This window comes from Lysinibacillus sp. UBA6686 (assembly GCF_002455205.1).
In the GTDB taxonomy this organism is placed as follows: domain Bacteria; phylum Bacillota; class Bacilli; order Bacillales_A; family Planococcaceae; genus Lysinibacillus; species Lysinibacillus pakistanensis.
Genome location: NZ_DKJS01000027.1, coordinates 20139 through 32525, shown reverse-complemented (window position 1 = coordinate 32525; position 12387 = coordinate 20139). Strand labels below are relative to the sequence as shown.

General features: G+C 36.8%; 15 protein-coding genes and 1 pseudogene. 8 read left to right on the top strand and 8 right to left on the bottom strand.

Annotated features, from left to right (window positions below; translation table 11 throughout):
- The 3 genes from B2R82_RS07465 to B2R82_RS07455 form a co-directional block, all read right to left on the bottom strand.
- A partial coding sequence (locus tag B2R82_RS07465) for a hypothetical protein (protein WP_286924267.1) occupies positions 1–189 on the bottom strand: 189 nt, incomplete at its 3' end.
- 17 nt (positions 190–206) lie between these two features.
- Positions 207–647 carry a GNAT family N-acetyltransferase gene (locus B2R82_RS07460; RefSeq protein WP_286924266.1) on the bottom strand — a complete coding sequence of 147 codons (441 nt, stop codon included), beginning with the start codon at positions 645–647 and terminating at the stop codon, positions 207–209.
- A 116-nt stretch (positions 648–763) separates the two neighbouring features.
- Positions 764–1861 (bottom strand): glycosyltransferase family 4 protein, encoded by a 1098-nt coding sequence (locus B2R82_RS07455; RefSeq protein ID WP_286924265.1) that lies wholly within the window; start codon positions 1859–1861, stop codon positions 764–766.
- Positions 1862–2119: 258 nt separating this feature from the next.
- On the opposite strand from B2R82_RS07455, the gene B2R82_RS07450 reads away from it, so the two are divergent.
- Genes B2R82_RS07450 through B2R82_RS07440 form a run of 3 tightly spaced genes read left to right on the top strand, consistent with a single transcriptional unit; the run spans position 2120 to position 4642 of the window.
- The gene (locus tag B2R82_RS07450) at positions 2120–2719 is read left to right on the top strand and encodes a glycosyltransferase family 2 protein (protein WP_286924264.1); all 600 of its coding nucleotides are present in this window, start codon (positions 2120–2122) and stop codon (positions 2717–2719) included.
- A 43-nt stretch (positions 2720–2762) separates the two neighbouring features.
- Entirely contained in the window at positions 2763–3791 is a 1029-nt protein-coding gene (locus B2R82_RS07445; protein WP_286924269.1) for a polysaccharide biosynthesis protein, read from the top strand.
- Positions 3788–4642 carry an SDR family oxidoreductase gene (locus B2R82_RS07440; protein WP_286924263.1) on the top strand — a complete coding sequence of 285 codons (855 nt, stop codon included), beginning with the start codon at positions 3788–3790 and terminating at the stop codon, positions 4640–4642. The genes B2R82_RS07445 and B2R82_RS07440 overlap by 4 nt, the downstream gene beginning before the upstream one ends.
- A gap of 49 nt (positions 4643–4691) precedes the next feature.
- Here B2R82_RS07440 and B2R82_RS07435 read toward each other — a convergent pair.
- The 3 genes and pseudogenes from B2R82_RS07435 to B2R82_RS07425 all read right to left on the bottom strand — a co-directional run bounded on the left by B2R82_RS07435 (position 4692) and on the right by B2R82_RS07425 (position 8151).
- A pseudogene (locus tag B2R82_RS07435) lies at positions 4692–5449 on the bottom strand (alpha/beta fold hydrolase).
- Between the two features lie 17 nt (positions 5450–5466).
- Positions 5467–6705 (bottom strand): DNA polymerase IV, encoded by a 1239-nt coding sequence (locus B2R82_RS07430; protein WP_286924262.1) that lies wholly within the window; start codon positions 6703–6705, stop codon positions 5467–5469.
- Between the two features lie 48 nt (positions 6706–6753).
- Positions 6754–8151, bottom strand: coding sequence for a PLP-dependent aminotransferase family protein (locus B2R82_RS07425; protein WP_286924261.1), 1398 nt, complete (start codon positions 8149–8151; stop codon positions 6754–6756).
- A 129-nt stretch (positions 8152–8280) separates the two neighbouring features.
- Between B2R82_RS07425 and B2R82_RS07420 the strand changes: the two genes are divergently transcribed.
- Complete coding sequence (locus B2R82_RS07420) at positions 8281–9444, top strand: PLP-dependent aminotransferase family protein (RefSeq protein WP_286924260.1); 1164 nt, start codon at positions 8281–8283, stop codon at positions 9442–9444.
- Between the two features lie 51 nt (positions 9445–9495).
- On the opposite strand, the gene B2R82_RS07415 is transcribed toward B2R82_RS07420, so the two are convergent.
- Positions 9496–10050, bottom strand: coding sequence for a helix-turn-helix domain-containing protein (locus tag B2R82_RS07415; protein WP_286924268.1), 555 nt, complete (start codon positions 10048–10050; stop codon positions 9496–9498).
- Between the two features lie 116 nt (positions 10051–10166).
- Between B2R82_RS07415 and B2R82_RS07410 the strand changes: the two genes are divergently transcribed.
- A complete protein-coding gene (locus B2R82_RS07410; RefSeq protein WP_286924259.1) occupies positions 10167–10757 on the top strand; it encodes a LysE family transporter in 591 nt (196 codons plus the stop codon).
- 55 nt (positions 10758–10812) lie between these two features.
- On the opposite strand, the gene B2R82_RS07405 is transcribed toward B2R82_RS07410, so the two are convergent.
- Entirely contained in the window at positions 10813–10935 is a 123-nt protein-coding gene (locus B2R82_RS07405) for a hypothetical protein (protein WP_283868523.1), read from the bottom strand.
- A 444-nt stretch (positions 10936–11379) separates the two neighbouring features.
- Between B2R82_RS07405 and B2R82_RS24085 the strand changes: the two genes are divergently transcribed.
- From B2R82_RS24085 to B2R82_RS07395, 3 genes are all read left to right on the top strand, one after another.
- Complete coding sequence (locus B2R82_RS24085) at positions 11380–11550, top strand: helix-turn-helix domain-containing protein (RefSeq protein ID WP_376781235.1); 171 nt, start codon at positions 11380–11382, stop codon at positions 11548–11550.
- 148 nt (positions 11551–11698) lie between these two features.
- Complete coding sequence (locus B2R82_RS07400; RefSeq protein WP_286924258.1) at positions 11699–11902, top strand: transposase; 204 nt, start codon at positions 11699–11701, stop codon at positions 11900–11902.
- Positions 11903–12114: 212 nt separating this feature from the next.
- The gene (locus B2R82_RS07395; protein ID WP_376781233.1) at positions 12115–12324 is read left to right on the top strand and encodes an IS3 family transposase; all 210 of its coding nucleotides are present in this window, start codon (positions 12115–12117) and stop codon (positions 12322–12324) included.
- Positions 12325–12387: the final 63 nt, after the last annotated feature.

Sequence of the window (12387 nt, the reverse complement as noted above, 5' to 3'; positions counted from 1 at the left end):
TCTTTGACTTCTCACCTGAGCGAATTTTGAGAGAAGCCGAGCTCTTTGACTTTTCACCTGAGCGAGTCTGTTGGGTACCTGTGCTTTTTGCCTCCTCACCCAAGCGTGGCTTGAGAAAAGCTGAGCTTTCTTCTCTCCGATCTTAGCGTTTTTCTTATACTTAAATAAAAGCATCTTCGTCCGTAACATGACGAGATGCTTTTTTCTTAATCAAAATACTTTACGTAATTACAATATTGATCTTGTTTCATATGGAGATTTTCGTATAACTTCCGTGCATTAATATTATCCGCGGCTGTTTGAAGTGTGACATAACGAGCGGATTGCTGCTCACAATATTGAAATACCTTTTGCATTAATGCTGTGCCCACCCCTTGGCCCCTTGCATCTTCCTTCACATATATATCATTTAAAATATATGCACGCTGTAAAGCAATGGAAGAAAAAGTAGGATATAATTGCGTAAACCCAACTGCCTTGTCATTCTCTACAGCCATAAAAATAACGGATTCCTTTAAGGCCATTCGTAATTGTAAAAATGCCTTTGTACTGCTTTGATCTGATTCAATCACATAGAATTGGCGGTATTCATCAAAAAGCATTGCTACCTCTTCTAATTCATTCATAGTTGCTTGAAATATGTCCATGCTACTCTCCCCTTATGTCTACCCATGATTGTCAAAAAATATGAATCTAGCTCTCATTATAAAGGAAATAATGGGATAAAGAAACGAATTCCCTACTAACTCGAGCAAGTCTCACATTAAAGGGGCTTTTCCTGTAAATATTCAGCAACCTTTTTCACTATATGTTTCCAATTTAATTCTGTTCTTGCAAACGCTTGGAGCTGCTCACATGTATCTGCTAGTAATTGCTCCTGCTTTGTTACTTGCTTTAATGTTTGTGCTACACTTTCCCAATCATGTGTTGGGAGAATCGTACCAAATCGTTGATGATGGGTAATATCAGCGGCACCATCAACATCGGTCGTCACGATGTAACAGCCGTTTTTGGCTGCCTCTGCAAACACATGTGCATAGCACTCCACGAGAGAGGTTAAACAAAATATTTTAGCCCACCTGTACTCCACTTCTAATTGTTCTTTATCGTAAATAGGTCCTATCATAATTACTTTACTTCCTACTGGGCTTCCATCCGTAAGATTTCGTATTTCCTGCTTAAAATCCTCTGACATTGGACCCACTAAGCGCAGCTCCCAATCTGAGAGTTGTGCGGCTAAAAATGCTTTAACGGCTAATAGAGTCTGTTTCTCAGGAGCATCCAATCGACCTACCATTAGTATCCTATTTCTCTTCTCGGTAAACAAAACAGGCTCTGTTTGGAACAACTCATAATAACCATTTGTTACATGCTTAATATCCAAATTCAAAAACTCAATGATAGATTTTTGAATGGCTTCACATTCCGAGGAAAGAACATCGCAAAGCTGAAGCAATTCTGGAAAATATGGATAGGTTTTTAATCGATTTAGCCAAAAACGATTCACATCTAATTTCATGTAAATCTTGCCATTTGGATGACAATTTTTATAGGTTTTTAAGATAGATAAATAAGAAGGATACGGACCTATAGCAAAAACAATATCAATTTCCTCGGCATGCTCCTTTAAATAGTTATTCATATTTGCCACATAATCATCTTCAAAAGGAATGTGCTGAAAGGTTACAGCTGGAAAGGTCTCTTTCAACAAGGCTTCATTTATTTCAGTCGTTAAAATGGTAACATCATAGCCTAGGTATTCCCCTAATAAAATTGGAACAAGACAAAGATCTTTGAAAATATGTGCATCAGAAAGCTTGTAGGATTCCACGCTACAAATAAAAGCAATTTTCTTCGACATACTATCCCCCTTAAATGGCGTGCTCCCCCTACTTTATGAACTAGTCATTATGAATGTGAACAGATTAGTAGGCTCAGGAAAATGAATAACAGCGCCTCTAGCAAATAGGCAACTCATTTTTGTATTCTCTCTCTTATTAATGTAAGCAATTGCCTATGAAGTAACTCTTTACAGTGCATATTGTAATAAAGAATCCTTTACAATAGCATCCTTGCAACAAGCCAGCAAAGTACAAATCCAAAAGAATTGAGGGTTTCCATGAAAATTAGCTTCTTATCCCCTGCCTATAATAGCGCGGAGTGGATTGTAACAATGCTTGACAGTATTCCAAAAGAATATGCCTATGAAATTATCGTTTGTGATGACGGCTCTACAGATCATACATTAGCACTATTAAAAGACTATCAAAAAGGCTGTCCTGCTTTAAAAATTATTGCCCATCCACGTAATCTAGGAGCGAGTGTAGCTTACAACCGCTGTATTGAAGAGGCTACAGGCGATTATATTGCCATCATCGATAGTGATGATCATTATTTGCCAGCTATAAGCAATGTGTTAGCACAGGTAGATGGTCAATATGATATTTATTATTACAACATGCTAACAAAGGCTGGTTATGCATTTATAAAAGATGACTCCAATCGTTATACATTACCTGGGCAATTTAAAATTATTCGAAGAAGTTTAATAGGAGATGCGAAATTTACTATAAGAAAAGATATTGCTGGGGATTGGGATTTTAACTGTGCTTTAATGGATAAAAACCCCACAAGCAAATATACAAATGAATTAGCCTATTGGTATAACTTTCCGAGAGAAAATTCTGAATATGATTTACACCGAAGAGGCTTAAAATAACAGCATTTTCAAAATTGATTGAGGAGGTGTGACAGTCAAAACAATGTTTAAAGATAAAACTCTGTTAATCACTGGGGGCACTGGCTCTTTTGGCAATGCTGTATTAAAAAAGTTTTTAAATACCGACATTCAAGAAATTCGTATTTTCTCTAGAGATGAGAAAAAACAAGATGATATGCGTAAGCTCTATCAGCATCCTAACCTAAAATTTTTTATTGGGGATGTCCGAGATATTCAAAGCATCCATAATGCGATGTATAATGTCGATTATGTTTTTCATGCTGCTGCTCTTAAGCAAGTTCCTTCCTGCGAATTCTTTCCTTTAGAGGCTGTGAAAACAAATATTCTAGGAACAGATAATGTATTAACCGCTGCTATTCAAGCTGGTGTACAAAAAATTATTTGCTTATCTACGGATAAAGCTGCCTATCCTGTTAATGCGATGGGCATTTCCAAGGCAATGATGGAAAAAACCTTAATTGCTAAATCAAGAATGGTTCATCAAGATCAAACATTGATCTGCGGTACACGATATGGGAATGTCATGGCTTCACGAGGCTCTGTCATTCCTTTATTTATCGAACAAATTAAATCTGGAAAGCCTTTAACCATTACAGACCCAAAAATGACGCGCTTTATGATGACCCTTGATGAAGCAGTAGAATTAGTTTTATACGCTTACCATCATGCTGAGAACGGAGATATTATGGTACAAAAATCTCCAGCAGCCTATATCGAGGATTTAGCTCAAGCGTTACTAGAAATTTTCCAAGCTCCGAATAGCATACAAACAATTGGAACACGGCATGGAGAAAAGCTGTATGAGGTGTTATTAACAAAGGAAGAGGCCGCAAAAGCCATTGATATGGGCAATTTTTATAGAATCCCTGCCGATAATCGCGATTTAAATTATGAAAAGTATTTAGAAGAAGGCTCGCCGAAAATAACATTATCAGATGAGTATAACTCTAATAATACAAAAATACTGACAGTAGCTGAAATAAAAGAAAAATTACTTAAGCTCCCTCTTCTGCAAGAAGAACTACAACATTGGACGGGAGGAAAGCCTTGAAATATTTAGTGCTTGGTGCTACTGGAATGGCAGGTCACATCATTTCCATCTATTTGTGTGAGCAAGGGCATGATGTGACAACCTATTCTAGAACTGCCTTTTCATATGGAAGAAATAGAACCGGGGATATAACAGATCCTATTTTTTTACGTTCACTTTTACTAGATGGTGCCTATGATGTTGTCGTCAATTGTATTGGTATGCTTAATAATGCCTGTGAGATGAATCAGAAGGAAAGCATCTATGTCAATAGCTATTTACCACATGCCATTGTTTCCTTATTGGAAAAACGTCAAACGAAGCTTATTCATCTAAGCACGGATTGCGTATTCTCAGGAAAAGCGTCTCCCTATCAGGAAAATAGCCTGCGTGATGGGGAAACCTTTTATGATCGTACAAAGGGATTAGGAGAAATCGAAGATTCAAAACACTTAACATTGCGTAATTCTATTATTGGACCCGATATGAAGGTGGACGGTATTGGCCTCTTCAACTGGTTTATGAAACAACAAAACATGATGAACGGCTATACTGGCGCAATTTGGACGGGAGTTACTACTCTTACGCTAGCAAAGGCGATAGAGCATGCACCATCTGAAGGAATAACAGGCATCTATCACCTTGTTAACAATCAGAGTATTTCAAAGTACAATCTTTTGCAGCTATTCAATAAACACTTTAAGGACAATCAGGCAAGCATCCATGCATGTCAACTTCTGAACGTCGATAAAACGCTTATTAATACTCGAAACGATTTTTCATTTGTTGTCCCTAGCTATGAGGAGATGGTCATTGAAATGAAGCACTGGGTAGAAGCGCATAAGGATTTATACCCTCACTATTTTAAATAATGAAAACTTTACTGAATCTACTAGCTTTAAAAGTTATGTAGGTTCTTTTTTAATGAATAATTTTTCCTTCTGGTAAGCGCCCCTCTTTCATCCAATATTCAACAAAATGATTAAAGAATGTTNNTGATTTGCGAAAGATACACCATGGCCAATATTAGATAGCACAACACCCTTACAATTGGGATTACGATTTACTAGCAGTCTAGCAGATTTTTTCATGATTCCCTTTTCCCTTTCACCAACGGTCACCAAAATTTGGCAGCTAACTTGAGAAAAGTTGTCAGGGATTGCAAAGGACATATTTTCTTGCAGAATATTCGTAAGTGTTTCTATTTTTATTTTTAAACTATCTTGATAATACTGCTGAAAATATTCTTGATTTATATACAATGCTTTAGCTTGTAGCTTTGCGAATGATTTATTTTTTATGAGAGGAAAAGATAATGTAATGAATGGTCCTATCAGCTTTTTTGTAATTGGAGAAGGTATAACTAAAGCACTGTTAATAATCGCATTATTTATCAATTGAGCATTTAAACTTAGCATTTTTACAATAATTTGTGCACCTAAAGAAAAGCCAACCACTGTGACATGTTTACCTTGTGCTTTTTCTTCTATTATTTTTAGAAGTTTCCTGGCACATTCTTCAATTGAAAAATGCATATCATCACCTATTAATTCTGGCACAACACAGTGAACGTTGGAAAAATGTTGGATTTGTTTATCCCACATCCATCCCCCAACACCACCACCATGAATAAACATCATAAAAGTGGTATGTTCCCTACCATATTCTTGATAATCCATAACCCAATCCCCCAATACTACTCATGATCATCTAAAAAATCTTTACTAAAGCTTGTTTGTGATTGATAGCTTGAGCGTTTGCCCATATCAACCCCTCGCTTAATAATGCCCTTCCCAAAGCGTGCTTCGATTTCATCAACAATTTTTATTATAGGTTCGTCCTTGATATGCTCTTCAAAATTGAAAATAGAAAGCTGCTGTGAAAAATCCTTACGATCCACAACATTTGACACTGTCACTCCTAATAATCTAACAGGTGCCTCGTCCCAATGCTTATCAAAGAGTTCACAGGCAACTTGGTAAATTTCTTCAAAGCGATAAATAGCATTGGATACCGTTTTTGAACGTGTATGATTATGCCAATCTGCATCACGGATTTGTATACTTACTGTTGAACCCGCCAGACGTTTGGCATCTAATCGTTCTGCAACCTTTTGACAAAGTCCATCAATTGTTTTATGTAGAATCCGAATGTCTACTACATCCTCTGGTAAGGTTGTGGAGTTGCCGACACTTTTTGTATCAAAAATGGCATCTGGATCTACCATTCTTGAATCCTCCCCATTCGCCCTAGCACGGAGACGTACACCATTCTTTCCTAAAATTTGCTTTATCGTATATTCCTCAGCCTTAGCTAAATCGCCAATTGTAAAAATACTGTGTGCATTTAATTTTTTGGCTGTACTAGTCCCAATGCCATGCATAGTAACAACCTCAAGAGGCCAAAGAATTTGCTCAATATCTCGAATTCGTAATACAGTAATGCCCATTGGTTTTTTCATATCAGAGGCTGTTTTTGCCAAAAATTTATTTGGTGCAATACCAATAGAGCATGGTAAATCAAGCTCTGCATGTATTTGATCTTGTATTTCCTGGGCAATATTAAGTGCATGTCGCTCCTTGCTTAATTCAGTTACATCCATATACCCCTCATCAATAGAAACAGGCTCCACTAAATCGGTATAGCTACGTAGTATGGTAAACATCTGCTTGGATGCTTCACGATACTTTTGAAAATCTGGTGGTAATAACAATAATTCGGGATATTTTCTCAATGCCTCATGAACTGTCATTGTTGTGTAAATCCCGAGAGCCCTTGCCTCATACGAGCAGGTGACAAGAATACCGCGGCGTTCTTTTGGGTTCCCAGCAATCGCTATAGGTTTACCCTTTAAGCTTGGGTTATGTGCCTGTTCAACTGAAGCATAAAAACTATTCATATCTACATGAAAAATAATACGCCCTTTATGCGTCATCCTATCACCACTTTTCCTTACATAGCCCTATTATAAGCCTTCTTTCCTTTAATCAACAAATGTATAATCTCCATTGCTTTCAAGTAAATCCTTCAAAATAACGAGTGCCTGTTCAAGCTGATTCTCCGGTGCAGTAATGGCTAGTCGAACTGCGTTGATCGGTTTCGCATTTCCCACTGCAAAACGCTCTGCAGCATACACCTGTACACCAGCCTTTGCTGCAAGCAATTCAAACTGTACACCTGTAAATTTATCAGGAAGTATAAGCCATCTGAAAATACATGCTTCACCCCCTAAAATATTGTAATTACCTAGGTATTGATTAACCAATGCATTTTGTTGCTTTGCATACAACTTGTGTTTTTCTAAAATCGTTTCTGCTACACCATCATGAATCAATCTTGTGGCAAGCTCAAGCATCATTGGTGATATGGAAATATTGATATTATAAAGCGTCTCCATTATTCTTTTTCGCAGTGCTGAAGGTGTAACGATATACGATAATCGTAATCCAGGTGATATGGTTTTAGACAAGCTAGCAATATAAATAACTTTTTCTGGTGCATAGGAAGCTATCGGTGCAAGAGGCTGCTCCTTTAAAAAGCTATAGATGGCATCCTCAATAATAATTAAACCTGTATCCCTTGCTACTTCTGCAATCATTCTCCTTGTTTCTAAAGACATTGTGTGAGTAGTTGGGTTGTGAAAATCTGGAATTACATATAAACCTTTGATATGCTCATTTTTACAGGCATATAATAGCCCCTCTCTGGTTATTTCACCATCCCTTTGCTGTATTGCTACTAGTTGGATGCCTAACATATTGGCAGCTGTTTTTATCCCAGCATAGGTGATAGGGTCTGTGCCAATTCTATCTCCTGCTTGGAACAATGCAGCTAATGTTGCGACAATCGCATTTTGTCCTCCAGCCCCAAGCAAAATAGGCTGATCCGTTTGGAAATTGACTTTTTCTAAAAGCTTTAATGCTGCCTCATTTTGCCACACATTTCCTTCAAGACGTCCATATTGAAAAAGGTTATTAAAATTAGAATCACTCATCATCTTTTTCATATAACGAGTAATGTCTTCATTTACATAGTTATCTGGCAGAACAGAGCCCATTTCAATCATATGTGGGGAATGACTAGTGGGTAATAAAATTTTATTGGTTGCGGCATCGGAGGACACAAATGTTCCACTTCCAATCGAAGCATAGATGAGCCCCTTTTGACCACAAAGTTTAAAAGCTCTTGTGATTGTACTTAAATTAACATCTAAAAAGTCAGCTAATTCCCGTTGCGGGGGTAGCTTTGTCCCAGGCAAGAGCTTCCCGTCCTTTATATCTTGTTCAAGCTGTTCAGCTATGGCTATATATAATGGAGCCGAAATATTGCTGATATTTGGTCTCCAGCTCATTGGATACTCTTCAAATGAATTTACTGGCATTCTCTATGCTCCTTTTCTCGTCACTTTTGCATACAATATTTTAATTGTCTTGCATACAATGATAATATTGTATGCATATGATTTCAATGCTATAATTTTTAAAAAATCAGAAAAAAGGAACGATTAATTATGCAATATTCAGAAAAAATCTTAAAAACACCTTCTTCATTCATCCGCAACATCTTGAAAGTTACAGACGCAGAGGACGTTATTTCCTTTGCAGGGGGGCTTCCTAACCCAATCTCTTTCCCGATCGATGCGTTAAGAGCATCTGTCGACCATGCCATCACAGAAAATGGTAGTCGATTATTCCAATATTCTTCTACTCAGGGATACGCACCATTACGTGAGTACATTGCTGCAAAATACCAACGACTACATGGATTAGATGTTCACGCTGATGATGTCTTTATTACTACAGGTTCACAGCAAGCTCTAGAATTAATTGGAAAGGTATTGATCAACAAAGGAGACGGCATCGTTATTGAAGAGCCTGGTTATTTAGGAGCCATACAAGCCTTTACTTTAAGTGAGCCAACATTTTATGGTGTAACTCTCGAAAATGATGGTCTTAATTTAGAAGAATTAGAGAAAGCCCTACAACAGCCAAATGTAAAATTTATTTATACAGTTCCAAATTTCCAAAATCCAACAGGGCTAACGTATTCTAAAGAAAAACGTCAGCAGATTTGCGACATCATCTCAAAATATGATGTGGCGTTAATTGAGGATGATCCATATGGAGAATTGCGTTTTCAGGGCGAGCCACTGCCATACATCGGTGCAGGCAAATTAGAGAACAGCATTTTACTTGGTTCTTTCTCTAAAACGATTACACCAGGAATGCGTCTAGGCTTTATCATTACAAAGAATAAAGAGCTCATGCAACATATTGAAACAGCAAAGCAAGCAACTGATCTACACACAAATATTTTTGCTCAATATGTAATTTATGACTATCTAGCAAACAATGATTATACTGAGCATGTTCAGAAAATTATAACATTATATAAAAATCAAGCTGAAGCAATGCTAGATGCGATGCAAGAGTTCTTCCCTGCACATGTGGAGTATACAAGACCTGAGGGTGGAATGTTTATTTGGGCTACGATGAACAATGGTGCATCAGCTCTTGATGTCTTCCACAAAGCAATGGAGCAAAAAGTAGCATTTGTCCCTGGCGACCCATTCTATACAGCAAAAACGGGAGTAAGTACAATGCGTCTTAATTATACAAATGCAACCCCTGAAATTATTCGTGAAGGCATTAAACGATTAGGCAGCATTTTATAATCTACAACAAAGCAACCGTATGAGCTTTTTAGATTCGCTCATACGGTTTGTTTATATAGGATAATAGATTGTCATACTTAATCGTGTTAAGGACTGACTCGGATTAAAATAGGAGTGTGGCAGATCTGCTTTAAATCGAATAGAGTCACCAGTTTTTAAGGTGTATTGCTTGTCATTGATCGTCAATGCTAGTTCCCCATCAAAAACCGTGATAAATTCTTCTGTCCCATCTCGATGTGCCTCGGCAATTAACTTTCCCTGCTGGTCAATCTCCACAGTATAAATTTCAAAGCGGCTCTTCTCCTGAAAAGGAAAATAAGGATATACCCTATACCTTCCTTTATCCCCCTTTAATACTTGTACATCCTCTAGTAAAATTACCTCTGCTTCAGGTTGTGGTTGATTAATAAGTGTCGTAAATGATACCTTTAGACCATTTGCAATCTTCCAAATGGTTGTGAGCGTTGGGCTCGATTCCCCTCGTTCAATTTGCCCTATCATCGTCTTACTTACTCCACAAAGCTGTGAAACTTTCTCTAGGCTTAGCTTTTCCTTCTCTCGAATAGCTTTTAAATTTTTTGCAAACACAAGATGAATTTCTTCTATCTTTAATCACCCCTTTAGCATGTACAATATAACGTACATTTTATATAATAAAAAGCACGAACGTTATATTGTTTATTTTGAACATTATAACATACTATCAAAAAGGAGGGACTACAGTGCCATTATTTTCTTTTTTAACTTTCGTTGTCATTACAAGTTTTACCCCAGGTCCTAATAACTTTATGGCCATGCTATTTGCCAATAAACTAGGTTTTACAAAAACGATTCCCTTTTCTCTCGGAGTCGGTGCGGGCTTTTTTATGCTGATTGGTTTATGTAGCTTTTTTAATATTGCCCTGACAAATATTATGCCTTTTATAAAGTTACCCTTGACCCTATTTGGGGTTGGCTATATGTTGTATTTAGCCTTTAAAATAGTAACAAGCAAAGCTAATGATCTTGAAAAAGAAAGCGGCAACAACAGTCATTTATTTTTAGTAGGTATTTTATTACAGTTTATAAATCCTAAAGGGATATTGTTTGGCATTACTGTAGTAGCAACCTATATCCTCCCTTATTATTCTTCCTATTTTAGCTTTTTTCTTTTCGCTGTATTTTTAGGAATCGTTGGCATCCTCAGTACAAGTAGCTGGGCTCTGTTTGGTTCAGCTTTCCAAAAAATGCTTCATCAATATCGGCAACCTTTTAATATCATTATGGCTCTTTTATTGGTCTATAGTGCGATTTCAATTCTTGTTCAATCGTAGCAAAAAACAACCCTTCTCGTACGCTATAGCGTCGAAAAGGGTTGCCCTCTCAAATTTATTTTGTATATGTTAAAACGGCATTTTTTTTGAATTTAGCCAATGCTTGTGTAGCCTCACTTTTGTTTGTGTATTCAAAAATTCGAACATCTTTTTTATCAAATACTGTAATGACCCACATAAAAAATTCTCCCTTCAAACTTGTTTTTTTGTATTTAACAATCACCGAACAATGTGATACTTCCTGTAAACTATTTTTATCATTGCCTTACCTGATTCTTATTTTACGCTGATTTTTGTAAAAATAAAGCCTTATGTGAAGCCCTTCACAAACTGTTCAATTTCAAAACGCTTTCATTGAACATTTTGTGAAAAGCCATGTTTTTTAGGCATAAAGTGGAACTTCAATGTGCGAAAGCACCATACGTTTCATCCTCTATCCATCAATTCCTACTGCTATTTCGTCTTATAAAGAAAAACCGTATAAACGCCTTTTCCATGACAAGTTATAAAAATGGAAGAAAAAAGATCACCCATCACGGTGCTGCACCCCAAAAGTTAGAGTAATAAATCTAACTTTTGGGGTGTTTTTGTATGGCGTAATAGCCAAGGTTTTAAATTAAAGATTGTTCAAGAGTATTTAAAAGGGAATTTGAAATACTTATTATTAGCGCAAAAATACGGTATTCCATCTCCAACCCCAATCAAACATTGGGTTAGGGCTTATAAAGCTTTTGGAGAAGAAGGTTTACAACGGAAAACAAAGCATGAAAAATATCCTGTTCAATTCAAATGAAATGATTTAAGAAACAAACAGGTGCTTCTTACCAAGATACAGCAATACGATTTAACATGAATGATCCTAGCTTAATCGTAACTTGGAACAGTAAGTTTTATTAAAAGAAGGAGTAGAAAGCCTGAAACATGCGAAAGGAAGGCCCTCTATGTCTAAAAAACCAAAAGCTACAGTGACAAAAGCAGAAAAAATAATGTCTCGTGAGGAGCAGTTAGAACGTGAAAATGAACTACTTCGTCTAGAGATAGCGTATTTAAAAAAGTTGAAGGCTTTTCGAGAGAACCTGGATGCCTTCCTCGAAAAGCACAAGCAGCAATCGCCTTTGAACTCAAAGAAGAAGGGTTCCGATTAAAAGACATCATTAAAACAAGTCGATATTCCAGAAGCAACATATCACTATCATATCAAGCAATAGCAGCTAAAGAGCAGCCTAAAAATTTAACAAGATAAAATTAGCGATTCGTTCATTAAAAGAAGGTGAGCAGCCATTAATTCATAGCGAGCGAGGCTTTCAATCTACACAGATTTAAGCGAATCATCGATAAAGGAAAACTGGTACAAAGTATGTCATGTGTAGGTCGATGTATTGATAACGGACCGATTGAAGCATTTTGGGGCACATTGAAATGTGAGAAGTATTATCTACATAAGTACGATTCATATGAAGAGTTAAAAGTAGCGATAGATGACTATATTCATTTCTATAATCACTATGGCTACCAGAAAAGATTAAACGGCTTGAGCCCTTTAGAATTCAGGAATCAAGCCACTTAATACATTTTTTATTATTTCCATTGTCTACTTGACGGGGTGCAGTTCACATTTTTATGAGCGCCT